The sequence below is a fragment of the Knoellia remsis genome (genome assembly GCF_003002895.1).
In the GTDB taxonomy this organism is placed as follows: Bacteria; Actinomycetota; Actinomycetes; order Actinomycetales; family Dermatophilaceae; genus Knoellia; species Knoellia remsis.
In genome coordinates this window covers 56973-81027 of the sequence record NZ_PVTI01000004.1, presented here as the reverse complement: position 1 = coordinate 81027, position 24055 = coordinate 56973, and the positions used below count along the sequence as shown (strand labels likewise).

Sequence of the window (24055 nt, the reverse complement as noted above, 5' to 3'; positions counted from 1 at the left end):
TGTAGGTCGACTGCTCAGACGTCGTGGTGCAGCGCTTCGGCGGGCGGGTCCTCGAGAGCGGTGAGGTCGTCGTCATGGGAGGTGGCGCGCAGCTCGACGAGGTACATCGCACCGAGGACGAGCGAGCCACCCACGAGGAGCCGCCACGTCACGGACTCGCCGCCGAGCAGCACGGCGAAGAGGGCGGCGAAGACGGGCTCCATCGCCATGACGATCGCCGCCCGGGTCGCCGTGAGGTGCGCCTGTGCCCACGTCTGCGCGATCAGCGCTCCGGCCCCCGCAACCACGGCCATGTAGAGCAACGACATCCACTGCCCACCCGTCGCGGGCAGCGTGAGCCCGTCCGGCAGGGCCGCGGCCCCGCAGACCACCGCGATGACGGCGGCCTGCACCGTCGACAGCCCCAAGGCTGTCCGCGCCGTCGACCAACGGCCGAGCGCGAGGATGTGCAGGGCGTAGACGAGGGCCGAGCCGAGCGTGAGGGCCTCACCGAAGCCCATGGCGAGTCCGGACAGCGACAGCACACCGATGCCGACCATGGCGATGACCGCCGCGACCCAGGCCGTCCGCGGGATCTCGTCCTTGAGCAGCAGCGCCCCGAGCACCGGCGTCAGCACGATGTAGGTGCCCGTGAGGAACCCCGACACCGAGGCAGCCGTCGTTTCGAGGCCGACGGTCTGCAGGAGCTGCGCCACGGCATACAGCACGCCGAGTCCGGCGCCGAGCGCCAGCTGGCGCCGGGTGAGCGCGAGCGTCTGCCGGTGGAAGACGACGAACATGAGCACGGCCGCGATCGCGAACCGGACGGCGAGGAAGTCCGCCGACGGCACGTGCTCGACGAGGTCACGGATGAGGAAGAACGTCGACCCCCACACGGCCGTGACGGCAAGGAGCAGCAGGACGGCGAGACGCGAGTGCCTGTCCACCGCGGGGGCGGGAGCGGGACGGGTCACCTCAGACCGTCGTCAGGGTGACCGTCGAGCCCTTGGGCAGCTGCGTCCCCGCCGCCGGGTCCATCGCCTGGACCGTCCCGAAGTTGAGGCCCGGGATCGCCTGGCGCACCGCGACCTTGAACCCGGCCGCCTCGAGGATCTGCGTCGCCTCGCCGACCTGCTTGCGGGTGACGTCCGGGACGGCGACGAGCACCGGACCCTTGGAGACGACGACGGTGACCTTGCCGCCCTTGAACAGCGTGCCACCGGTCGGGTCCTGGCTGATGATCGACCCGGCCGGGATCGTGTCGTGGTTCTGCTCGCCCGAGACCTCGAGTGACAGTCCGGCCTTCTCGAGTGAGGCCTTCGCGGTGTCGAGCGGCTTGCCGGTGAAGTTCGTGACCTCGATCGGCTGGCGTCCCTTGCTCACCGTGAGGGCCACGGCGGCGTCGCGCTTGAGGGCCGTGCCCGCCTTGGGGTCGGTGGCGATGACCTGACCCTCGGGGACCTTCTCGTCGAACTTCTCGGTGACCTTCCCCGCGGTGAGGTTGAGGTCGCCGAGACGCTGGCGGGCCTCGGCGAGGGTCACCCCGGCGAGGGGCGGGACGGCATACCGCTCCGGCCCCTTGGAGACGACGACGGTGACGGCGGTGCCGCGCCGCACCTCGCGGCTCGCGACGGGGTCGGTCGAGATGACGAGGCCCTTGGCGACGGTCTCGCTGAACGCCTCCTCGGCGTTGGGGTCGAGGTGCTGGGCGCGCAGGCTCGCCTCGGCGGCCGCCAGCGGCTGGTTCACGACGGCGGGCACGATCGTCGGGGCGCCCGGGCCGGCGAGGAAGAACCATGCGGTGACGGCGGCGATGGCTGCCGAGACCACGACGAGCAGCCACGGCCACACCGCGCGGCGCCGCAGTCCGGGGTCGCGCGCCGGGCGCGTCGCGACACCCGCCGTCGCGGGAGGGGCCCCGCGCACCTGCTCGCGCAGGGACGGACCGTCCACGGGGGCAGCCGCGACGGTGGCCGGGGTCTGGTCGCGCGTCGGTCGCTCGAGCGGGAGTGCGGTCGTGCGGGCCAGGGTGGACTCGCCGTCGGCCGCGGTGGCCGGGCGGTCGTCGAGCTCACCGGGCGTGAGCTCTCGCCGCGCCGTCCGCGCCATCGCGGCGAAGGCGGCCGCGTCGACGGGACGCTCGTCCGGGTCGCGAGAGGTCGCGGCCGCGACGAGCTCGTCGAGGACGTCGGGCGCGTCCGGCATCCGCGAGCTCAGCCGCGGCGCGCCCCCGTGGACGTGCTGGTAGGCGACGTTGATCGCCGTGTCCCCGTCGAACGCCTTGGACCCGGTGAGCATCTCGAACAGGACGAGCCCCGCGGCATACACGTCGCTGCGGGCGTCGGCGATGCCGCGCTCGACCTGCTCGGGGGAGAGGTAGGACACCGTGCCGAGCAGCAGGCCCGACGACGACGTGACGGTCTGGGACGTGACGGCGCGGGCGAGCCCGAAGTCGGCCACCTTGACGGCGCCGTCCTCGCGCAGGATGACGTTCTCGGGCTTGACGTCGCGATGGACGATGCCGGCCCTGTGTGCCGCGCCGAGGGCGTCGAGCACCGGCACGATGATGTCGAGGGCGGCCCGCGGGGTGAGCCCACCCTCGGCGCGGATCACCTCGCGCAGGGTCTGCCCCGGGACGTACTCCATCGCGAGGAACATCGCGCCGTCGTCCTCGCCTTGGTCGAAGACCGCAACGATGCCGGGGTGCGACAGGCGCGCCGCGGAACGGGCCTCACGGTGGAAGCGCGACCGGAACGCCTCGTCCTGCGCGAGGTGTGGCCGCATGACCTTGAGGGCGACCTCGCGGTCGAGGCGCGTGTCGACCGCGAGGTAGACCGTCGCCATCCCGCCGTCGGCGAGACGCTCGAGGACCCGGTAGCGGCCGTCGAGAATCTCTCCGACGAGGTTGTCGGTGGAGGCGGTGGACACCCGTCGAGTGTACGGACTCGACGTGCTCCCTCCGTGGACCTCGCGGTCGGCCGCCGTGGATGTCACATACGGCCCTTGAGTGCCTTGACGTTCGCGACGTAGGTCTTGGTGTCGCTGTACATGCCGCGGGACTTCACCGAGGCATATCCCTGGTAGTAGCTCGCGATGGCGACGTTCTCGGAGCCCGACATGCGGATGAGCGCCCGCAGCATGACGACGCCGGCGGTGGCGTTGTCCTTGGGGTCGAGCAGGTTGAGGTCGCGCCCGACCATCGACGAGGCCCAGTCACCCGCGGAGGGGATGACCTGCATGATGCCGACGGCGTTCGCCACCGAGACCTGCCGCTGGTTCCAGCCCGACTCCTGCATCGAGATCGCGAGGGCGAGGCTCGGGTCCACGCCGTGCCGCCGAGCGGTCGCGGTGATGAGCGCCTTGGTCTGCGCCCGCGTGGGGAGCGTGCGCGCGGCGAGGATCTCGCGGTTGCGGGCGGCGTTGCGGACGACCTTGTCGGGGTAGGTGCGTCCCGCGAAGGTGTTCGGCAGGGGCTTGGGCGCCGTCTTGCGCGCTGCGGCGCCGGGGATGGTGAGCCTCTGTCCCGGATAGATCATCGTGCCGCGCAGGTTGTTGGCCTTGACGAGGGCGGAGACGGTGCGGCCGTGCCTGCCGGCGATCCCGAGCAGGGTGTCACCGGCCTTGACCGTGTATGCCGCCCCGCTCGCCTTCGGGGTGCCCTTCGCGGCCTTCGCCGCGGACGCCCGGCCGGGTGCCCCCGGGACGCGCAGCTGCTGCCCCGGGTGGATGAATGCCCGCGGCGAGATGCCGTTGGCCTTGGTGATCGCGGGCAGCGTCGTGCGGTAGCGGGCGGCGATGCCGTAGAGCGTCTCCCCGGCGCGCACCGTGTGGACGCCGAGGGCGCGGCTGGTCGAGCGGGGGGCGGCCTTCGTCGTGCTCGCCCCACGGCTGGGGACGAGGATTGTCGCCCCGGCCCACAGGCGGCGCCCATCGCTGATGTGGTTCTTCGCCGCGAGGGCCTGCGCCGTCGTGCGGAACGTCGCCGCGAGGCCGTAGAGGGTGTCGCCGTTCTTGACCGTGTAGCTCGTCCAGCCGCTGGGTGCGGGACTCGGCGTCGTCACGGTGTGCGCGGGAAGCACGGCGGTCGGGGGGACGGTGGCAGGGGGCAGGGCGATGACCATGGGGTCGTCCTTTCCGGGTCGTCGCGGCGGCGGTGCCGCGGCGATGGTTTGAGGCGCCTGTCGAAGGGGTACCTGTGGGACTTCTGTGACAGACGTGGCCAGAGTAGCGGGTGTGACTAGTTCAGGCGAGGGATGTCATCCACCGGACGTGCGTGTGGCACCCTGACGCCGTGAGTGACACGCCCGACCAGCACGCCCAGGATCGCGACATGCCCGCCGCGGAGAATGCGGAGGCGGCGTCCACCTCCTCCGCCTCCGACACCTCCGCGAGCTCCCTCGAACGCCTTGTCGGCGACTGGCTCACCGTGCCCGACCTCGCCGAGCGGCTCGACGTCCCGCTCTCGAGTGTTCGTCGGCTCATCGACGACCGGGAGCTCCTGGCCTCCCGGGTCGGCGAGCGCAACGTCGTCGCCGTCCCCGCCAAGTTCCTCGACGACGAAGGGGTGCTGCCCGCGCTCAAGGGAACCTTCACCGTCCTCGCTGACGGCGGCATGAACGACGAGGAGATCCTGCGCTGGCTCTTCACCCCCGACGACACCTTCCCCGTCGAGGGCGCGCCGATCGACTCCCTGCGTGGCGGGTTCAAGACCGAGGTGCGTCGGCGGGCCATGGAGCTCGCCTTCTGAGCCGAGTCCTCAGAGGGGCTCGTCCTGCGAGCCGGCCCGTGGCGAGCCGGCCCGTGGCAGGCAGGCCCGTGGCAGGCGGGTCTGTGACGGGGGCTACGTGCTGCGCGCGGTCGAGGTCTCGACGAGGGCGGCGAGGACGGTCCGCGACTCGTCGGTGATGGAGCGGGCCTCGGCGAGTGCCGCGAGGGCGCGCGAGGCGAGCTCGCCGATCTCCCGTTCGACGGCGTCCACGGCGCCGGAGGCGACGATGACGGCACGCAGCTCGTCGACCTCGGCATCGCTGAGATCCGGTCGGCCGAGGGAGGCGTCAAGGAGGGCGCGGCCCGCAGCGTTGGTGCCGCTCAGCGTGTGCGCCATGAGAACGGTGCGCTTGCCCTCGCGCAGGTCGTCGCCGGCCGGTTTCCCCGTTGCCGACGGGTCGCCGAAGACACCGAGCAGGTCGTCGCGCAGCTGGAAGGCGTGCCCGACGTCGAGGCCGTAGGCCGAGAGCCGGTCGAGGTCGCTCGCGCCGAGTCCGCCCGTCGTCGCCCCGATGAGGAGGGGGTGCTCGACGGTGTACTTCGCGCTCTTGTAGCGGATGACCCGCTGCGCGCGCTCGATGCGCTCGTCCTCCGCGAGGTCGTCCCACGGCCGGACCGAGTCGACGACGTCGAGGAACTGCCCGGCCATGAGCTGGGTCCGCATCCGGTCGAAGACGCCCCGTCCGCGCGCGAGGTCGGCCGCATCGAGACCGCTCGTGGCATAGAGCTCGTCGGTCCACGTGAGGCACAGGTTGCCGGCGAGGATGGCGCCCGCCTGGCCGAAACGCTCGTCGTCACCGCCCCAGCCACGCTCGGTGTGGGCGGTCGCGAGCGCACGGTGCGCGGACGGCATACCGCGGCGCGTGTCCGAGTCGTCCATGACGTCGTCGTGGATGAGCGCGGCGGCCTGGAAGAGCTCCATCGAGCTCGCGAGCCGGACGAGGGCATCGGAGTCCGGGCGTCCGGCGGCGCGGTGACCCCAGTAGAGGAACGCCGCGCGCAGCCGCTTGCCGCCCGAGAGCAGCGAGCCGATGCGGTCGAGCAGGTCGGAAACGTCGGGCCCGAGCTCGGCGAGTACGTCCGCCTGGTGATGCAGCTCGCCGTCGAGGCAGGTCTGCACCCGGGCGCGCAGGTCTGCCTCGTCCAACGGGCTGGTCACGAGCACTCCTCGGCTGAAGTGGCGGGGGCGGCGCGGGGGCGTCTGGCGCGGCCATCTCACGGTGTGTGGGCCCGAGCCTACGACCTCGCCCCTCGACTACCCTCACCCGCATGACGCCCCGCTCGATCCCCGGACTGCTCGCCAGTGAGCGGCCCTCGGTGAGCTTCGAGTTCTTCCCGCCCAAGGACGACGCGTCCGAGGCGGGGCTGTGGGACGCCATCCGCCGGCTCGAGCGGGTCCACCCGGACTTCGTCTCCGTGACCTATGGCGCGGGCGGCAGCACCCAGGACCGCACCGTGCGCGTCACCGAGCGCATCGCGCGCGAGACGACCCTCACCCCGCTCGCCCACCTCACGTGTGTGGGCGCCTCGGTCGCCGACATCCGGCGCGTCGTCGGGCAGTATGCCGCCGCTGGAGTCCGCAACATCCTCGCCTTGCGCGGCGACCCGCCGGGCGACCCGGGTGGCGAGTGGGTCGCCCACCCTGAGGGGCTCGACCACGCCACCGACCTCGTGGCGCTCGTGCGCACCCTGGGGGACTTCACCATCGGCGTCGCGGCGTTCCCCGACAAGCACCCCGCCTCGCCCGATCTCGACCACGACGTCGAGATCATGGTCAAGAAGGCCGACGCGGGCGCGAGCTTCGCCGTGACGCAGATGGTCTTCGACGCCGACACCTACCTCCGCCTGCGCGACCGGGTGGCGCAGCGGCGCGACCTCCCGATCACGCCCGGGCTCATGCCGGTGACGAACCTGAAGCAGATCACCCGGATGGCCCAGCTCATGGGGACACCGCTGCCGCCGGCCGTCGTGAGCCGTCTCGAGGCCGCGTCCGGGTCTCCCGAGGACGTGCGTGCCGTCGGTGTCGAGATCGCGACCGAGCTCGCGCAGCGCATGCTCGCCGAGGGTGCGCCGGGGCTGCACTTCATCACGATGAACCGCTCGACCGCGACACTCGAGGTCCACGACAACCTCGGTCTGTCCACCGGCGCCCGCTGAGGCAGGCAGAGGCAGTCCGGAGCCCTTCATCGGCGGCTCGGGTCGGGTGTGCTCACCTCCGCCCACACCTCGGTGAGTTCGGTGACAAGGCCGCCGCGCACCCGGGCGAACGTCGCGACGTGGTGCACCTCGTCACTCTCGCCCGTGGCGTCGCTGACCCGGGCCCGCAACGCACCCACGTCGCCGCCGTCGACCACCTGCTGGTGCTCGAACCGCCACGAACCTGGGTAGTCGCGGTTGAGGGCGACGAAGCCGTCGCGATCGAAGGTCTCACCAGTGTGGACGTAGGTCGCCTCGAACTCCGGCTCGAGCAGGGCGCCCAACGCCTCCCAGTCCTGGGTGTCGATGGAGTTCGCGAACCGCACGAGGATCTCTCCAGCGGTGGCCGTGGCCGAGGCGGTAGCGGCCGAGGGCTTGGCCGAGGCGGGAACGAGGTTCGATGTCGTCATGGGCCCAGCATGGACGAGCCCGCCGACAGTCCCGGGTTGAGTAGGTCGTCCGGGTGAATCTGAGTATCCGTACGGATCCGTCCGCCCGGCCCGAACCGCCAGAGTGATGCCTGCGGCCGCGTTGCCGGGTGGATGAGTGTGGAGGGGCGCTCGTCATCCCGGCAACGCGGCCCTTCTCGTCGGGACCGCCGTCGGGTGCGGTCAGTCGACCTCGATCGCCTTGCCGCCGGTGATGCGGAGCAACTCGTCGTAGGTCGTCTCGAAGACGGAGTGGCTGTGTCCGGCCGCGGCCCACACGTGGTCGAAGCCGCCGAGGGTGACGTCGACGACGGTCCGCAGGGGAGCAGGGTGCCCGATCGGGGCGACGCCACCGATGGCGAAACCGGTCCACTGCCGGACCTGTTCGGGAGTGGCCTTGTCGAGCGCGGCGAGGTCGAGCAGCCCGGCGACGCGGTCCTCGTCGACCCGGTGCCCGCCGGAGGCGAGGACGAGGACGGGTTCGACCGAGCCGTCGTGACCCTGTCCTGCGAAGACGAGCGAGTTGGCGATCTCGGCGGGGGTGACGCCCAGCGCGTCGGCGGCCGCGCGGGCCGTCCGGACGGCATCGGGGAGGTAGCGCACCGTCGGCGAGATGTGGTGTGCCGCAAGGGTGTTCAGTACCACGGCCACGGACGGGTGGGTGCTGAGGTCGCGCTCCGGGACGAGTTCCCCTGGCTCGGTCATGGCGTCAGCGTAGGGGGTTGACGGCCTCGCGTCCGCCAGTTGTAGAGTGACAGTAGTTCGAACGTGTGTTCGAGACGCGTCACATGGCCGCGGTCGCACGTGTCGACTGTCCGAGGCGGTGCCGGTGGCTCACCGGCCGCCCGATCCATCCTGCCCGAGGAGGCTTCTGTCGTGGTGCGCCGGTACGAAGAACGCGTCGAGGTCCGGGTCGAGGCGGCCTCGCCTGCCGGGGTCGACCCCGCCGGGGGTGCCGTCGCGGTCCGGCCCCGGCCGCGGGCCTTCGTCTGGCGCGGGCGCATCCTCGTCGTCCGCGAGGTGCTCGACGACTGGAGCGAGCGCCGAGCCTGGTGGCGCGACCTCGGCGAGGCGGGCGACTCCGAACGCCACGAGCGGCACGTCTGGCGCGTCGTCGCCGGCAGCGCCGCGGGCACCGGCGTCTACGACCTCGCCTCCGACTCCGCCGACGGCTGCAGCGACCCGTGGGTCCTGCTGCTCGCCCAGGACTGAGGGGACCCCACCATGGCCGCCGCACCCGCCCTCGCCCTCCTCGAGCAGTCCCGGGGCTCGCTCGCCGACGCGTATGCCGCCGAGCTCGCCACGGCGCGCTTCGTCGCCGCCCTCGACGCCGCCATGCGCGCCGCCGCCGCGCACGTCGCCGGTCGTCCCGCCACCCGCCGCGGTGGCGCCCGCCGCGCCCGCCGCGACCTGTGGCCGCTCCTCGCCGCGGACGCACCACAGCTGCGCGAGTGGGCCGAGCACTTCGCCCTCGCCGCCGTCCGCCGCGAGGAGATCGAGACCCGTCGCACCCACGTCACGGTCCGCGAGGCCGACGACCTCCTGCGCGCCGCGGAGACCTTCGTCGACGTCGTCGCCGCAACGCTCGGTATGCCGGGTGGCGCGCGGACGGCATACCGTCTCGCCGCCGCGCGCGAGAGCGGATAGCGGCTCATGGCAACGGAGTTCGTGCACCTGCACGTCGCGTCGGGGTTCTCGATGCGCTACGGCGCGTCCACCCCGCAGGCCCTCGTCGAGCGCGCCGCCGCCGACGGCCAGCCCGCGCTCGCCCTCACCGACCGGGACGGTCTCTACGGCGCGGTGCGCTTCGCGACCGCCTGTCGTGAGGCCGGGATCGCGCCGATCCTCGGGGTCGACCTCGCCGTCGGGGAGGACCCCGGCGGGCGGTCACACGGGCCGCAGCGACCCGCACGACCCGCGCCGAAGGTCCGCACCCCGGTGCGCGGCGGCGCCATCGTGGACCCGCGGCTGCCCCGGGTCACCGTCCTCGCCCGGGGGCGCGGAGCCGCGGTCGGGCGGGGCCTCGGCTGGGCGGCGCTGTGCCGGCTCGTCACCGACACCCACCTGCGCGGCGAGCGCGGCACACCGGTGACGACGCCGCGGCTGCTCGACCGCTGGTGCCGTGGGGGAGCAGTGATCGAGCCGGATGAGGCGAGTCGGCTGCGGGTGCTCCTCGGACCCGACTCCGACGTCGGGCGGGCCCTGCTCGCCCGCCGGCTCGGGGAGGCCCGCGCCCGGCTCGAGGCGTGGCGGGAGCTGCTGCCACCGGACGCGCTCGCGATCGAGGTCGTCATGACCGGTGGCCCCGAGGGGACTCCCGGCTCCCGTGCCCACGCCCGCCGGCTGCTCGGCCTCGCCGACGAGGCCGGGGTGCCGGCCGTCCTCACCGCCGCCGTCCGGCACGCCGACCGGGGCGAGGTGCGCACCGTCGACGTCTTCGACGCCGCCCGCCGCCTCGTCGTGCTCGACTCCCGCCACCTCGACCGGGTCACCGACGCCGGACACCTTGCAAGCAGCGCGCAGATGTGGGCCCGCGCCCTCGACGTCACCGGCGACGACACGCGTGCCGCGGCCCTGCTCGCCGTGACCCGGGACCTCGCCGACGAGTGCGTCCAGGATGCCCGCACCGACCTCGGTATCGGCGCCGTCCACCTGCCCGAGCCGGGAGTCCTGAACATCGCGCCCGGCGACGACCCGCAACGCGTCCTCGACGAGCGCTGCCGCGCCGCCGTGAACGCGAGGTACCCCGATTCCGGTGCGGCGCAGCGGCATACGGTCCTCTCCCGGCTCGACGACGAGCTGCGCGTCATCGCCCACCTCGGCTACCCGACCTACTTCCTCACCGTCGCCGAGGTGACCGACCTCATCCGCGAGCGCGGCGTGCGCGTCGCGGCGCGGGGCTCCGGCGCCGGGTCGCTCGTCAACTACCTCCTCGGGATCAGCGGCATCGACCCGATCCGGCACGACCTGCTCATGGAACGGTTCTGCTCACCGCTGCGGGCCGAGCTGCCCGACATCGACATCGACGTCGAGTCCGCCCGACGCACCGAGATCTATGAGGCGATCCTCGACCGGTTCGGCGGGGACCGGGTGACGTGCGTGTCGATGATGGACACCTACAAGGTGCGTCACGCCGTGCGCGACGTCGGCGCCGCGCTCGGCATGCCGCCGGTCGAGGTCGACGAGATCGCCAAGGCGTTCCCGCACATCCGCGCCAAGGACGCCCGCAGCGCCATCGCCGACCTGCCCGAGCTGCGCTCTCGCGGGCTGGACTCCGCACGCATGGACACCTTCTTCGAGCTCGTCGAGCGCCTCGACGGCCTGCCCCGGCACATCGCCCTCCACCCGTGCGGCGTCGTGCTGTCCAACGCCGGGCTGCTCGACCGCACCCCGGTCGAGGCGAGCTGGCTCGGCTTCCCCATGAGCCAGTTCGACAAGGACGACGTCGAGACGCTCGGGCTGCTCAAGCTCGACGTCCTCGGCATCCGCATGCAGTCTGCGATGGCGCACGCGCTCGCCGAGGTGCGGCGCGTCGACGGCGTCGACGTCGACCTCGACGACGAGGCGCAGGTGCCGCTCGACGACGAGGCGACGTTCCGGCTCATCCGCACGACCCACACCCTCGGCTGCTTCCAGATCGAGAGCCCGGGTCAGCGCGAGCTCATCGGCAAGTTCGGGCCGGAGCGGTTCAACGACCTCATCATCGACATCTCCCTCTTCCGGCCGGGGCCGGTGAAGTCCGACATGATCACGCCGTTCCTCGAGAGCCGGCACGGCTGGTCCAAGCCGCGCATCCTCCATCCGACGCTGTGGCCCGCCCTCGCCGAGACCGAGGGTGTCGTCGTCTTCCACGAGCAGGTGCTGCGCATCGTCGCCGAGACGACCGGCGTGACCCTCGCCCAGGCCGACGAGGTGCGCCGCACCATGGGCACCCCGCGCGGCCAGGAGGAGATCGAGGCGTGGTGGCGCCCCGCGGCAGCGGCGCGCGGCTACACGCCAGAGGAGGTCGACCTCATCTGGGCGGTGCTGAAGTCCTTCGCGTCGTTCGGGTTCTGCAAGGCGCACGCCGCCGCGTTCGCCCTCCCGACCTACCACTCGGCGTGGCTCAAGACCCACCACCCGGCGGCGTTCCTCGCGGGAGTCCTCACCCACGACCCGGGCATGTACCCGAAGCGGCTCATCCTCGACGACGCCCGCTCGCTCGGGATCAGCGTCCTCGGTCTCGACGTCAACGCCTCCGGCGACACCTACCGCATCGAGCGTCTCGACGAGGGGGATCGCGTCGGTGCCGTCGTCGGTCCAGCGGGGTCCTCCGAGCCGTATGCCGCGCAGCGCGCCGTCGTCCCGGCGCACCCGGACCTACCCGACGCGAGCGACTACGGCATCCGTCTCTCGCTCACCGACGTCAAGGGGATCAGCGAGGCCGAGGTTGCGAGCATCGTTGCGGCACAGTCGTTCTCGAGTCTCGGTGACTTCTGGACCCGGGCCAGGGTGAGCCGCCCGGTCGTCGAGCGGCTCGTCCTCGCGGGCGCGTTCGACGCCATGCACGGCATCGGCCCGGCGGGCTCCGGCCTGGGCCGGCGCGGCCGGATCACCCGGCGCGACCTGCTGCTCCACGTGAGCGAGCTCGACCGGTGGGAACGGGCGACGACGCACACCGGCGCCGGACGCGCGGGCCGGCGCGGACGGCATACGCCACCGCCGGTCATCCCCGGAGGGCGTCTCGAGGGAGACGGCCGTGGTGGAACCCTGGTGCGCGAACGCGCTGCCGCCCAGTCGCAGGCCGCACGCCCCGTCGTCGCCGCCGCGGACCAGCCGGTCCAGCTCGCCCTCGACCTCGGCGACCGGCCCGAGCTCACCCCCGGCGCCGGGCTGCCCGAGATGACCGGGACCGAGCGGGTGCGGGCCGAGCTCGACGTCCTCGGGCTCGACGCGTCCGCGCACGTCGTCGAGTTCTACGGGCCGATGCTCGACGCGCTCGGCGTCACCCGCAGCCGCGACCTGCTGCGCGCCCGCAGCCGCGGCGAGGTGTGGGTCGCCGGGGTCAAGGTCGCCACCCAGACCCCGCCGATCCGGTCGGGTCGCCGGGTCGTCTTCCTCACCCTCGACGACACGACCGGGCCGGTCGACGCGACCTTCTTCGAGGACGTCCAGGGTCCGTATGCCGCGACCGTGTTCCACTCGTGGCTGCTCCTCGTGCGCGGCGAGGTGCGGCGGACCGGGTCGCGCGGCATCTCGGTCCGCGCCACCGGGGCGTGGGAGCTCGCCGGGCTCTGGGAGGCCTGGCGTGACGGCGGGCTGCCCGCGGTGCTCGCCGCCCTCGAGGCCGCCGACGCCGAGGGGCGCGCCCGGGCCGAGGCAGGGGAGGCGGAGGCCGAGGCGAGCCGGACCCGGTCGGGTCGGAGGGTCCTCGTCCACGCGTCGGGGTTCCGGCAGTCGCCGTATGCCGACACGCGCCCCGCGGGAACGCCCACCTCCGACGGCCACCGCGTCGGGAGCATCGTCCCCGCCGTACCCGACCACGGCACCCCGTCGCGCAAGCTGTGGCACTCCAGCCCCGGCAGCTCTGGCCACTGACATGGTCACGAATCGAGAAGCAGACGGCCACGGCGCCGACCTAGCGTGGAGCCATGACCACCGCCAAGAAGTCCACGAGCACGAAGTCCACGAGCACGAAGTCCGCGAGCAGGAACACCACGAGCGGGTTCAGCGCCGACGAACGCGCCGCGATGAAGGAACGCGCCAAGGAGCTGCGCGCCGAGGAGAAGGGCGCCAAGAACCGCGTCAAGGGCGAGGCCGACCTCCGCGCCAAGATCGACGAGATGCCCGACACCGACCGGGCCCTCGCCGAGACGATCCACCGCATCGTCACCGAGGTCGCACCCGACCTGTTGCCGAAGACCTGGTACGGCATGCCCGCCTGGGCCAACGCCGACGGGAAGACGGTCTGCTTCTTCAAGGCATCCTCGAAGTTCGGCTCGCGCTACTCCGAGCTGGGGTTCAACGAGGACGCGAAGATCGACGACGGTACCATGTGGCCGACCGCCTACGCCATCACGGCTCTCGACGCCGAGCAGGAGAAGTTCATCGCGACCCTCGTGCGCAAGGCCGTCGGCTGACCTCGCCGTCACCGCCGCCAACTAGGCTGGCCGGACACGCTGCGGCGTCCGCCGCCGCGCCCTCCCGACGAGAGAAGTGGTGACCTTCGTGACCGAGGACGCGACGACCGCGCGCCACACCGGCGTCTCGGCCTCGCCCCGCACCGCCGCCATGTGGGCCGCCGTCGACGAGGTCGTGACGCACCGGCAGGCCGAGCTCGGCCGGCCCCTGCGCGTCATCGACCTCGGTGGCGGCACGGGCGGTCTCGCCGTCCCGCTGGCCGTCGCCGGACACGACGTCACCGTCGTCGACCCGAGCCCGGACGCCCTCGCCTCCCTGCGTCGCCGCGCGGCCGAGGCCCAGGCGTCCTCCCGGGTCAGCGCCGTCCAAGGGGATGCCGACACCCTCGAGTCCCTCGTCGGGCGGGACCGACCCGACCTCGTCCTCTGCCACGGCACCCTCGAGTACGTCGACGACCCCGAGGCCACGCTGCGCCGCATCGCCGAGGTCCTCGCGCCGGGCGGCATCCTCAGCCTCGTCGTCCCGCAGCGGTCAGCGGCGGTCGTCGCACGAGCCCTCGCCGGCCAGTTCGCCCAGGCCCGGGCCGCCCTCGACCGACCCGACGGACGCTGGGGCGACGCCGACCCGGTGCCGCGCCGCTTCGACAAGGGCGCCGTCCTCGCCCTCGTCGAGACCACCGGCCTGCGCGCACAGCGCGCACACGGCATACGGATCTTCAGTGACCTCGTGCCGTCGGCGCTCGTCGACTCCGCCGCCGACCGGAGCGCGCTCGTCAACCTCGAGCGCGCCGTGACCGAGCACCCGGACTTCGCGGTCCTCGCCGACATCGGCACCTCCCTGCACGTCATCGCCACCCGCCCCTGAGGAATCCCCACGGGTCATGTCCCGCCGCCAGTTCAGCCTCCCCGAGCGCTCGTCGAGCGAGCCGCCCGACGACACCGGCTGCACGATCCTGCACGTCGACATGGACGCCTTCTATGCGTCCGCGACCCTGCTGTCGCACCCCGAGCTCGTCGGGACCCCGGTCATCATCGGCGGCGGCAACCGCGGCGTCGTGCTCTCGGCGACCTACGAGGCCCGCCGCTTCGGCGTCACCTCGGCCATGCCGATGACCCGCGCGCGCCGGCTCTGCCCGCAGGCGACGGTCCTCCCGCCGGAGCACGGCCTGTATGCCGCGATCAGCTCCGCAGTCATGGAGACCTTCCGTTCGGTCACCCCGGAGATCGAGCCGCTCTCGCTCGACGAGGCGTTCCTCGACGTCTCGGGCGCGGTCCGCCGGCTCGGGTCGCCCGCGACGATCGGCGCGCTCATCCGCGACACCGTCCACGACGAGCAGGGCATCACCTGCTCGGTCGGCGTGGCCCCGACGAAGTTCGTCGCGAAGATCGCCTCCGGGCTCGCCAAGCCAGACGGCATGGTCGTCGTGCCGCGCGACGAGGTCATCTCGTTCGTCCAGCAGCTGCCGGTCGCGGCACTCTGGGGCGTGGGGGAGCGCACCGAGGAGCAGCTGACCCGTCTCGGGCTGCGCACCGTCGGCGACATCGCGCACACCCCGCTGCCCACCCTCGTGCGCGGGCTCGGAGAGGCCACCGGCCAGCACCTGCACGCCCTCTCGTGGGGGCGCGACCCGCGCCCCGTCGAGCGTGAGCACCGCGAGAAGAGCATCGGCGCCGACGAGACCTTCGAGTACGACATCGACGACCCGCGTGAGATCCACCGCCGGCTGCTGCGCCTGTCCGACAAGGTCGCCGCGCGGCTGCGCTCGGCCCGGCTCACCGGCCGCACCGTCTCGATCAAGGTCCGCTTCGCCGACTTCACGACGATCACGCGTGCCCGCACCCTGCGTGAGCCGACCGACACGAGCCGGGCGATCTACGAGACGGCGACGGGGCTCTTCGACGCCCTCGGGCTGCAGCGGGCCCGGATCCGGCTCGTCGGCGTGCGCATGGAGAAGCTCGTCGGGCTCGAGGCCGCCCCGATCCAGGGCATGCTCGGCGAGTCCGAGCACGGCTGGCGCGAGGCCGACCGGGCCGTCGACCGGGCCAGCGCGCGCTTCGGAGCGGGCTCGGTTCGCCCCGCCAGCCTCATTGACACCAGCCGACCTTCCGCGCGCGGCGATGGGGACCTATCCTGAAGGGACCAGCACCGCCGCTGGGCCAAGCAACGAAACCGTGGTCTCGTGCGTTGTGGTGAGTGAAACCCCGAACTCACCGCACCAGCACCACACACCGGGAGGACGCCGTGCCGCTGTCGGAGCACGAACAGAGGATGCTCGACCAGCTCGAGCAGGCACTCGCGGCCGAGGACCCCAAGTTCGCCTCGAGCATGGAGGGCTCACGCCGCGGTGGCCCCACGCGCACCCGCTGGGTCATCGCCGTCGTCGGCGTCGTCGCCGGCCTCGGGCTCGTCCTCCTCGGCATCAACACGACGATGTGGGTCGGTGCCGCCGGCTTCGCGGTCATGGTGGCTGCGGTCGCCTACGCCCTCGCCCCGCCACGCAAGGGCCGAGGCGGCCTCGCCGCGGTCCGTGCGGACGGCACGACCGGCCCGAGCCGCGGGCACGGCGGTGGAGGCCGTCAGAAGAGCGGCTCCGGCTTCATGGACAAGCTCGACGACCGCTGGGACCGGCGCAGCCAGGACGGTTGGCGCTGAGCTGAACCCTAGGTCGTCGCGAGGACGCCGACGACCCACGTCACGGCGATGAGGACGCCGGCGCACAGCTCGATGCCCATGCTCGTGACCACGGCGACAAGGGCGTGCTTCGTGCGAGCCCATGCCTGCGCCCGGTTACGGCTGCGACCCTGCTCGACGAGGAAGATGCCGCCCACGAAGCCGATGAAGAAGCCGACGACGGGGATGACGACCATCCCGACGAGGCCGAGCACCACGGCGAGGAACAGCGTCGAGGTCTTCACGCCCTGCTGACGCAGCTTCTTGCCCGGCACGAGGAACTGCACGACGACGCCGACGAGGTAGATCGCCAGGCACACCCCGAAGAACGTCCACGCGGTCGTGCCGCCGGTCTCGTACGCCCAGAGCAGCACACCGAGGACGGCGACGAGCAGCCCCGGGATGACCGGAACGACGATGCCGACGATCCCCACGAGGATGAGGATCGCCGGCACCCAGATGCTGGTGCCCTCCGGCAGGAGGTTCACGCGGTGGTCAGGTCAGGGCCGCGTCAGGCCTCGACGTCCGCGACGGTCGGGGGCTCGGTGAGCCGGTCGCTCTCGTCGGTGATCTCTGCGTGGTCACGCAGCTTGGGCAGGTGCTCCCGGCCGTGGTGCGCGCAGAACAGCAGCTCACCACCGACGTGGAGACGAGCCCGGATGTAGGCCTGGGCGCCGCAGCGGTCACAACGGTCCGCAGCGGTCAGGGTGGGTGCCAGTGCGGTGTTCACATCGGCCTCCTCGGCTGATCTCGTCAGTGGAGCCCACACACCTCGTGCGGGCTTCGAGCGTTGCAACAGTCAAACACGTCGACCTCTTCCCGCGCGGGAGTTGTCCCGTGTTGTGACCTTTCCGATGCCCCTCCGGGACTTCGGGACGTATGCCGTCCGCCCCCGTCAGCGTGCCGCTGCCCGGGTGCGTCCGTGCCCGGACGTAGCCTGAGGACGACGCACGACAGGCGCGCGGCCGGCATACGACGATGTCGCACGCCACCACGATCGATAGGAACGCATGAGCCCCACGTCCACGGCCAAGAAGGCCGCGACGAGCAAGTCCTCGTCCGACTACAGCGCGCACCACCTCCAGGTCCTTGAGGGGCTCGAGGCGGTCCGCAAGCGGCCGGGCATGTACATCGGTTCCACCGACAGCCGCGGGCTCATGCACTGCCTCTGGGAGATCATCGACAACGCCGTCGACGAGGCGCTCGGCGGCTTCGGCGACCGGATCGAGGTCATCCTGCACAAGGACGGCTCGGTCGAGGTGCGCGACCAGGCCCGGGGCATCCCCGTCGACATCGAGCCGCGGACCGGGCTCACCGGTGTCGAGGTCGTCTTCACCAAGCTGCACGCCGGCGGCAAGTTCGGTGGCGGCTCCTACACCGCGTCCGGTGGCCTCCATGGCGTCGGGGCCTCCGTCGTCAACGCCCTCTCGGCCCGTCTCGACGTCGAGGTCGACCGCGGCGGCAAGACCTATGCGATGAGCTTCCGGCGCGGGGAGCCCGGCTACTTCCCCGACGTCGCGAGCGACGACAAGAGCCCCGACCACGAGTTCACGCCCTATGAGCGCTCCTCCGAGCTCGCCGTCATCGGCAAGGCCAAGCGCGGCGCGACCGGTTCGCGCATCCGCTACTGGGCCGATCCGCAGATCTTCCTCAAGGACGCCGAGTTCGACTACGACGGGCTGGTCCAGCGCGCCCGCCAGACGTCCTTCCTCGTGCCGGGACTCACCCTCGTCATCCGCGACGAGCGTGGCCTGCCCGGGACCGCGGGGGAGAACGGGCCGCACGAGGAGGTGTTCGTCCACGACGGCGGCATCAGCGAGTTCGTGGAGTTCCTCGCCCCCGACCCGTCGGTGACCGACGTGTGGCGCCTGCAGGGCAGCGGCAGCTTCACCGAGACCGTGCCCGTCCTCGACGCCAAGGGGCACATGACCCCGCAGGAGGTCGAGCGCGAGTGCGAGGTCGACATCGCGCTGCGGTGGGGCACCGGCTACGAGTCCAAGGTCCGCTCCTTCGTCAACATTATCGCCACGCCCAAGGGCGGCACCCACCTCGCCGGCTTCGAGCAGGCGCTGCTCAAGGTCTTCAAGAAGCAGCTCGAGGTCAACGCCCGCCGCCTCAAGGTCGGCAGCGACAAGGTCGAGAAGGACGACATCCTCGCCGGCCTCACGGCCGTCGTCACGGTCCGGCTCGCCGAGCCGCAGTTCGAGGGGCAGACCAAGGAGGTGCTCGGCACCAACGCCGTGCGCGCCATCGTCGCCCGCGTCGTCGAGCGGGAGCTGACCGCACGGCTCACCTCGACCAAGCGCGGCGAGAAGCAGCAGGCCGCCCTCGTCCTCGAGAAGGTCACCGCGGAGATGAAGTCGCGCATCAGTGCGCGGCTGCACAAGGAGACCCAGCGCAAGAAGAACGCGCTCGAGACGTCCTCGCTCCCCGCGAAGCTCGCCGACTGCCGCAGCAACGACGTCGAGCGCACCGAGCTCTTCATCGTCGAGGGTGACAGCGCGCTCGGCACGGCCAAGCTCGCCCGCGACTCCGACGTCCAGGCGCTGCTGCCGATCCGCGGCAAGATCCTCAACGTCCAGAAGGCCTCGCTCACCGACATGCTCGGCAACGCCGAGTGTGCCGCGATCATCCAAGTCATCGGGGCCGGGTCGGGGCGCACGTTCGACCTCGACGCCACCCGCTACGGCAAGGTCATCATCATGACCGACGCTGACGTCGACGGCGCGCACATCCGCACCCTGCTGCTCACGCTGTTCTTCCGTTACATGCGCCCGCTCGTCGAGGCGGGCAAGGTGTATGCCGCGGTGCCGCCGCTGCACCGCATCGAGGTCTCGGGCGCCGGGTCGCGCAAGGGTGAGCTCATCTACACGTACTCCGAGCCCGAGATGCGCAAGACCGTCGCCGCCCTGACCAAGAAGGGCAGGACCATCAAGCAGCCGATGCAGCGCTACAAGGGCCTCGGAGAGATGGACGCCGACCAGCTCGCCGAGACGACGATGGACCCGCGCCACCGCACCCTGCGCAAGGTCACCCTCGCGGACGCCGAGCGGGCCGAGGAGATCTTCGAGCTGCTCATGGGCAACGACGTCGCTCCCCGCCGCGACTTCATCGTGCGCGGCTCGGCCGACCTCGACCGCGAGCGCATCGACGCCTGAGGCGCGGGGCGCACGCACGGCGACTTCGTGGCATACCGCGCGTGAGCGTTGCCCTCACGCGTGATGTGGGCCACAGTATGCGGTTAGCAGGCGCGGGGTTCTCCCGCGCCTGACGGGCCAAGGAGGGTTCACATGAGTGGTCACACCGACGAGCGGGGCGACACCGACGTCATCAACCCGGAGACCGGTCAGCACGAGCTCAAGCGGGTGATGGGGCCCAAGCTCCTCCTGCTCTTCATCGTCGGGGACATCCTCGGCACCGGCGTCTACGCGCTGACGGGTGCCGTCGCCGGCGAGGTCGGCGGTGCGGCGTGGGCGCCGTTCCTCGTCGCCTTCGTCATCGCGACGATCACGGCCTTCTCCTATCTCGAGCTCGTGACGAAGTACCCGCAGGCGGCCGGTGCGGCGCTCTACACGCACAAGGCGTTCGGGATCCACTTCCTCACCTTCCTCGTGAGCTTCGCCGTGATGTGCTCGGGCATCACCTCCGCCTCGACCGCCTCGAACGCGTTCGCGGGCTTCCTGCGTGACGGCATCGGCGCCGAGTGGGAGTCCGGCAGCGGCCCGATCCTGCTCATCGCGCTGGGCTTCATGGCCCTCGTCGCGGCGGTGAACTTCCGTGGCGTGGGGGAGTCGGTCAAGGCGAACGTCGTGCTCACCATGGTGGAGCTGTCCGGTCTGCTGATGATCATCCTCATCGGTGTGTATGCCGTGACGCAGGGCAAGGCGGACTTCTCCCGAGTCGTGGTCTTCGACTCGCCGAGCGACAAGAGCACCTTCTTCGCCATCACGGCAGCGACGTCGCTGGCGTTCTTCGCGATGGTCGGCTTCGAGGACTCGGTCAACATGGCCGAGGAGACCAAGGACCCGGTGCGCGACTTCCCGCGGATGATGCTCACCGGCCTCGGCATCACCGGCCTGATCTATGTGCTCGTCTCGATCACCGCCGTGGCCCTCGTGCCGGTCGGGCAGCTCGCCGACCCCGAGGCGGACTCCGCGCTGACGCAGGTGGTGCGGGCCGGCGCGCCGAACTTCCCGTTCGACCAGGTCTTCCCGTTCATCGGCATGTTCGCCGTCGCGAACTCGGCCCTCATCAACATGCTCATGGCGAGCCGGCTGCTCTACGGCATGGCGAAGCAGGAGGTGCTGCCGCCCTTCCTCGGCAAGGTGCACCCCGGCCGTCGCACCCCGTGGGCCGCGATCCTCTTCACGACGGCCATCGCGTTCGGCCTCATCTACTTCGTCGCGACCAGGTCGGACTCGGACATCATCGCCGCGCTGGGTGGCACCACGGCGCTGTTGCTGCTCGGCGTCTTCACCATCGTCAACATCGCCGTGCTGGTGCTCCGCAAGGACGTCATCGACCGCAAGCACTTCGTCGCCCCGACCGTGTTGCCGGTGCTGGGTGCGATCGCCTGTGCGTTCATGGTCGGCCCGTGGACGGGTCGCGACACGATCCAGTACAGGATCGCCGGCTACCTGCTCCTGCTCGGTGTCGTCCTGTGGGCGATCACGTGGGTGGTCAACCGCTTCGTCTACGCGAAGAAGACCTACATGCGTGACCCGGAGGAGCTCGGCGACCCCGACCACGAGCACCACTGAGCACGCGCCGCGCTGCCGGCTCCGGCTGGGTGTCTCAGCCCGGGGCGGCGGTGCTGCGTCGGGTGACGAGGTCGGTCGGGACGATGACCTCGGTCCGGGCCCGACTCGTGCCCTGCTCGGCTGGCTCGGGTCCCACGACCCCGAGCTGGCGCAGCAGGATCTCCGCGGCGATGCGGCCCTGGGCGGCGACGTCCTGACGGACCGTCGTCAGCCCGAGGACGTTGGCGTGGACGTGGTCGTCGATGCCGATGACGGACAGGTCCTCGGGGACGCGCAGGCCCTGGTCGCGGGCGGCGGCCATGACGCCGATGGCCATCTCGTCCGATGCGGCGGCCACGGCGGTCGGTCGCTCGGGGGAGGCGAGCAGCTCACGCGTGTCCTCGGCGGCGCTGTCGGCCGTCCACGCGGACGAGAGGATCCACTGTTTGTGCTCCTCGAGCCCGTGGTTGCGCATCGTCTCGCGGAAGGCGTCGAGGCGCGCCTGCGGCGTCTGGATGTGCGCGACGTTGGTCGGGACGGCACCGACGTAGGCGATGCGCTCGTGGCCCAGTGAGATGAGGTGCTCGGTCGCGATGCGCATGACCTCGGCGTCGTCGATGCGGACGTTGGGCCGGTCCGCGACGGGCGTTCCGATGGCGACGAGGGGGAGGCCGAGCCGGTCGACGAGCTCGAGCTCGGCGTCGGTCATCGGCAGGTTGAGGGTGATGACGCCGTCGACGCGCTTCCAGAGCATGTTCTGCGAGAGGGGGAGCCGCTTGTCGTAGGTGTCGTCCTCGAGGTCGAAGAGGAGGACGTGGTGACCGTGCTGGCGCAGCGTCTTCTCGATGGCGCTGACGAGCGTGGCGAAGAACCACCTCGTGAGGAACGGCGCGACGACACCGACGACCTGGGTGCGCCCGGAGGCCAGGGACGTCGCCGTCGGGCTCGCGACGTAGTCGAGCTCCTCGGCGACGCGCAGCACCCGCTCACGGGTGCGTGGGCTGACCCGGTCCAGGCCCCGGAGGGCGCGGGAGACCGTGGCCACCGAGACCCCGGCCTCCCGCGCGACATCCGTGATCGTGCTCATCCGCCGACGGCGGTCGCCCGCGCTCATGGTCAGCCCTTCAGGCCACCCGCGAGGAGGCCGCGGACGAAGAACCGCTGGAGCGAGAGGAACACGACGACCGGGACGACCATCGAGATGAAGGCGCCGGCGGACAGCAGGTACCACGCGCTGCCTCTCGACCCGGACAGCTCGGCCACCCGGACGGTGATCGGTGCGTACTCGGGGCCGCTGAGGAAGACGAGGGAGACGAGCAGGTCGTTCCAGACCCAGAGGAACTGGAAGATGCCGAACGCGGCCAGCGCCGGGGTGAGGAGCGGCAGCAGGATCTTGAAGAAGATCGTCACGTGCCCGGCACCGTCGACGCGCGCCGCCTCCATGAGCTCGCCGGGCAGCTCGCGCATGAAGTTGTGGATGAGGAACGTCGCCAGGGGCAACGCGAAGATCGTGTGTGAGAGCCACACGCTCCAGTAGGACTGTCCGAACCCGAGCTTGTTGGTGTAGATGTCGAGCAGCGGGATGAGGGCGATCTGCAGGGGCACGATCTGCAGCGCGAAGACCGCGACGAAGAGCGCGTCCCGGCCCGGGAACGGCATCCACGCGAACGCGTAGGCCGCGAGCGAGGCGAGGAAGATCGGCAGCAGCACCGCGGGGATCGTGATGACGACGGTGTTGATGAGGTACTGCGTGAAGCTCGACTGCGCACCGGGCTCGAGCGCCTGCCGGTAGTTGTCGAGGGTGAGGCCGCTCGGGTCGGTGAAGACCGTCCACCACCCGCTCGTGTTGATGTCGCGAGCGGAGCGGAACGACGTCACGAGCAGGCCCAGCGTGGGGGTGGTCCACAGGACGGCGATGAGGACAGCGACGAGCGAGGCCCACCGGGACCCCAGGGCGCCGGCAGCCTTGCTCGTGGCGCCCTTGCCGCGACCGACACGGGACCCGGTGACGGTCTCGCCGCTCTCGGTGGGGAGGGACTCCGGCGTCGCAGCCGGCTGGAGGGTGCTCACGGCTCAGGCCTCCTTGCGCATCTGGACGATGTTGTAGACGACGATGGGGATGACGAGAACGAACAGCAGGACAGCCAGTGCGGCACCGAGTCCCTGCGCGTCATACCGAAAGCTCTGGTTGTAGAACTCGTTGGCCACGACCGAGGTCTCGAACTGTCCGGCGGTCATCGTTCTCACGATGTCGAAGACCTTGAGGGTGGCGATGCCGATGGTCGTGAGGACGACGACGACGGCCGCGCGGATGCTCGGCAGGGTGATGTAGCGGAACATCCGGAACCCGGAGACGCCGTCGAGGCGGGCGGCCTCGATGATGTCGTCCGGAATGGCCTTGATCGCGGCCGACAGGACCGTCATCGCGAAGCCCGCCTGGATCCACACCATGACGATGATGAGCATGATCGTGTTGCGGGGTGCGTCGAGGAGGAACTGCTGGGTCTCGAACCCGAGCGACTTCAGGACCTGGTTGAGCAGGCCGATCTGCGGGCGCTCGGTCTGCTTGTACTGGTAGACGAACTTCCAGATGATGCTCGCGCCGACCATGGAGATCGCCATGGGCAGGAAGATGAGCGCCTTGGCGAAGGCCTCGCCGCGCGCCCGGTCGATGAGGATCGCGTAGAGCAGCCCGACGGCCGTCGCGAGGAACGGCACGAGCAGCACCCAGATCGCGGTGTTGCGGATGACGGTGAGCAGCTCTGGCTGGGTGAAGATCTCGGCGTAGTTGGAGAACCCGTAGGCGCCGTCGCCCTTCCGTCCGCGCAGGGACTGCTGGATCGTCAGCAGGGCCGGGTAGAGCAGTCCGACCGCGAGGAGCAGCACGACCGGTGCGGCGAAGAGCGCACCCTGGGCCTGCTCGCCCCGTCGCCCCTTGAAGAGGGAGGCGAGGAAGAGGATGAGGCCGAAGACGATCGCGAAGATCGCGACCGCGGCGAACATGAGCAGGAACTTGCCTGCGGTGCTCTCGGCCCGCAGGAGGGGCTCGGGAAGGATCGCCGAGGGAATCGCCGACGGAACGGCATACGCGACGTTCCCGGCATACGAGGTCGTCATGTCTCCACCTCCGGGAGTGGACAGGGGAAGGGCAGGGGA

General features: G+C 71.4%; 22 protein-coding genes. 11 read left to right on the top strand and 11 right to left on the bottom strand.

The window, feature by feature from the left end; all coding sequences use genetic code 11:
• Window positions 1-14: 14 nt before the first annotated feature.
• The 3 genes from BCF74_RS03820 to BCF74_RS03810 all read right to left on the bottom strand — a co-directional run bounded on the left by BCF74_RS03820 (window position 15) and on the right by BCF74_RS03810 (window position 4100).
• The gene (locus BCF74_RS03820; RefSeq protein WP_245889197.1) at window positions 15-953 is read right to left on the bottom strand and encodes a DMT family transporter; all 939 of its coding nucleotides are present in this window, start codon (window positions 951-953) and stop codon (window positions 15-17) included.
• Window position 954: 1 nt separating this feature from the next.
• Entirely contained in the window at window positions 955-2907 is a 1953-nt protein-coding gene (pknB, locus tag BCF74_RS03815) for a Stk1 family PASTA domain-containing Ser/Thr kinase (RefSeq protein WP_106296631.1), read from the bottom strand.
• A gap of 62 nt (window positions 2908-2969) precedes the next feature.
• The gene (locus tag BCF74_RS03810; protein ID WP_106296630.1) at window positions 2970-4100 is read right to left on the bottom strand and encodes a LysM peptidoglycan-binding domain-containing protein; all 1131 of its coding nucleotides are present in this window, start codon (window positions 4098-4100) and stop codon (window positions 2970-2972) included.
• A gap of 170 nt (window positions 4101-4270) precedes the next feature.
• Here BCF74_RS03810 and BCF74_RS03805 point away from each other — a divergent pair, with 170 nt between their 5' ends.
• Complete coding sequence (locus BCF74_RS03805) at window positions 4271-4726, top strand: Rv2175c family DNA-binding protein (RefSeq protein WP_342747542.1); 456 nt, start codon at window positions 4271-4273, stop codon at window positions 4724-4726.
• Between the two features lie 93 nt (window positions 4727-4819).
• Here the strand turns inward: BCF74_RS03805 and BCF74_RS03800 are convergent, their stop codons facing one another.
• A complete protein-coding gene (locus BCF74_RS03800; protein ID WP_106296629.1) occupies window positions 4820-5905 on the bottom strand; it encodes a polyprenyl synthetase family protein in 1086 nt (361 codons plus the stop codon).
• A gap of 110 nt (window positions 5906-6015) precedes the next feature.
• Between BCF74_RS03800 and metF the strand changes: the two genes are divergently transcribed.
• Window positions 6016-6903, top strand: a complete 888-nt coding sequence (gene metF, locus BCF74_RS03795; RefSeq protein ID WP_106296628.1) for a methylenetetrahydrofolate reductase [NAD(P)H] — start codon at window positions 6016-6018, stop codon at window positions 6901-6903.
• A 26-nt stretch (window positions 6904-6929) separates the two neighbouring features.
• Here metF and BCF74_RS03790 read toward each other — a convergent pair whose 3' ends face one another.
• Together BCF74_RS03790 and BCF74_RS03785 are read right to left on the bottom strand one after the other, a co-directional pair.
• Window positions 6930-7352 (bottom strand): nuclear transport factor 2 family protein, encoded by a 423-nt coding sequence (locus BCF74_RS03790; RefSeq protein ID WP_106296627.1) that lies wholly within the window; start codon window positions 7350-7352, stop codon window positions 6930-6932.
• 201 nt (window positions 7353-7553) lie between these two features.
• On the bottom strand, window positions 7554-8075 hold the full coding sequence (locus tag BCF74_RS03785; protein ID WP_106296626.1) for a YbaK/EbsC family protein: 522 nt from the start codon (window positions 8073-8075) through the stop codon (window positions 7554-7556).
• Between the two features lie 171 nt (window positions 8076-8246).
• Between BCF74_RS03785 and BCF74_RS03780 the strand changes: the two genes are divergently transcribed.
• From BCF74_RS03780 to BCF74_RS03750, 7 genes are all read left to right on the top strand, one after another.
• A complete protein-coding gene (locus BCF74_RS03780; protein WP_177426625.1) occupies window positions 8247-8582 on the top strand; it encodes a DUF6504 family protein in 336 nt (111 codons plus the stop codon).
• Window positions 8583-8594: 12 nt separating this feature from the next.
• On the top strand, window positions 8595-9017 hold the full coding sequence (locus tag BCF74_RS03775; protein ID WP_106296625.1) for an SAV_6107 family HEPN domain-containing protein: 423 nt from the start codon (window positions 8595-8597) through the stop codon (window positions 9015-9017).
• A gap of 6 nt (window positions 9018-9023) precedes the next feature.
• Window positions 9024-12947 (top strand): DNA polymerase III subunit alpha, encoded by a 3924-nt coding sequence (locus BCF74_RS03770; protein ID WP_106296624.1) that lies wholly within the window; start codon window positions 9024-9026, stop codon window positions 12945-12947.
• Window positions 12948-13000: 53 nt separating this feature from the next.
• Window positions 13001-13489 carry an iron chaperone gene (locus BCF74_RS03765; RefSeq protein WP_106296623.1) on the top strand — a complete coding sequence of 163 codons (489 nt, stop codon included), beginning with the start codon at window positions 13001-13003 and terminating at the stop codon, window positions 13487-13489.
• A gap of 79 nt (window positions 13490-13568) precedes the next feature.
• Window positions 13569-14354, top strand: a complete 786-nt coding sequence (locus tag BCF74_RS03760) for a class I SAM-dependent methyltransferase (RefSeq protein WP_245889196.1) — start codon at window positions 13569-13571, stop codon at window positions 14352-14354.
• A 16-nt stretch (window positions 14355-14370) separates the two neighbouring features.
• Complete coding sequence (gene dinB, locus BCF74_RS03755) at window positions 14371-15624, top strand: DNA polymerase IV (protein ID WP_106296622.1); 1254 nt, start codon at window positions 14371-14373, stop codon at window positions 15622-15624.
• A 59-nt stretch (window positions 15625-15683) separates the two neighbouring features.
• Window positions 15684-16142, top strand: a complete 459-nt coding sequence (locus BCF74_RS03750; RefSeq protein ID WP_342747541.1) for a DUF3040 domain-containing protein — start codon at window positions 15684-15686, stop codon at window positions 16140-16142.
• Window positions 16143-16150: 8 nt separating this feature from the next.
• Here the strand turns inward: BCF74_RS03750 and BCF74_RS03745 are convergent, their stop codons facing one another.
• Both BCF74_RS03745 and BCF74_RS03740 read right to left on the bottom strand, forming a co-directional pair.
• Window positions 16151-16648, bottom strand: coding sequence for a DUF456 domain-containing protein (locus BCF74_RS03745; protein WP_106296620.1), 498 nt, complete (start codon window positions 16646-16648; stop codon window positions 16151-16153).
• A 23-nt stretch (window positions 16649-16671) separates the two neighbouring features.
• Window positions 16672-16890, bottom strand: a complete 219-nt coding sequence (locus BCF74_RS03740; protein ID WP_106296619.1) for a DUF7455 domain-containing protein — start codon at window positions 16888-16890, stop codon at window positions 16672-16674.
• A 280-nt stretch (window positions 16891-17170) separates the two neighbouring features.
• Here BCF74_RS03740 and BCF74_RS03735 point away from each other — a divergent pair, with 280 nt between their 5' ends.
• Window positions 17171-19318: a DNA gyrase/topoisomerase IV subunit B gene (locus BCF74_RS03735; RefSeq protein ID WP_106296618.1), complete on the top strand. Its 2148-nt coding sequence runs from the start codon at window positions 17171-17173 to the stop codon at window positions 19316-19318.
• Window positions 19319-19450: 132 nt separating this feature from the next.
• Window positions 19451-20920: an APC family permease gene (locus BCF74_RS03730; protein ID WP_106296617.1), complete on the top strand. Its 1470-nt coding sequence runs from the start codon at window positions 19451-19453 to the stop codon at window positions 20918-20920.
• 34 nt (window positions 20921-20954) lie between these two features.
• Here BCF74_RS03730 and BCF74_RS03725 read toward each other — a convergent pair whose 3' ends face one another.
• Genes BCF74_RS03725 through BCF74_RS03715 form a run of 3 tightly spaced genes read right to left on the bottom strand, consistent with a single transcriptional unit; the run spans window position 20955 to window position 23902 of the window.
• Window positions 20955-22013: a LacI family DNA-binding transcriptional regulator gene (locus BCF74_RS03725; RefSeq protein ID WP_245889195.1), complete on the bottom strand. Its 1059-nt coding sequence runs from the start codon at window positions 22011-22013 to the stop codon at window positions 20955-20957.
• 2 nt (window positions 22014-22015) lie between these two features.
• Complete coding sequence (locus BCF74_RS03720) at window positions 22016-22969, bottom strand: carbohydrate ABC transporter permease (protein ID WP_106296615.1); 954 nt, start codon at window positions 22967-22969, stop codon at window positions 22016-22018.
• Window positions 22970-22972: 3 nt separating this feature from the next.
• The gene (locus BCF74_RS03715) at window positions 22973-23902 is read right to left on the bottom strand and encodes a carbohydrate ABC transporter permease (protein WP_245889203.1); all 930 of its coding nucleotides are present in this window, start codon (window positions 23900-23902) and stop codon (window positions 22973-22975) included.
• Window positions 23903-24055 lie beyond the last annotated feature (153 nt).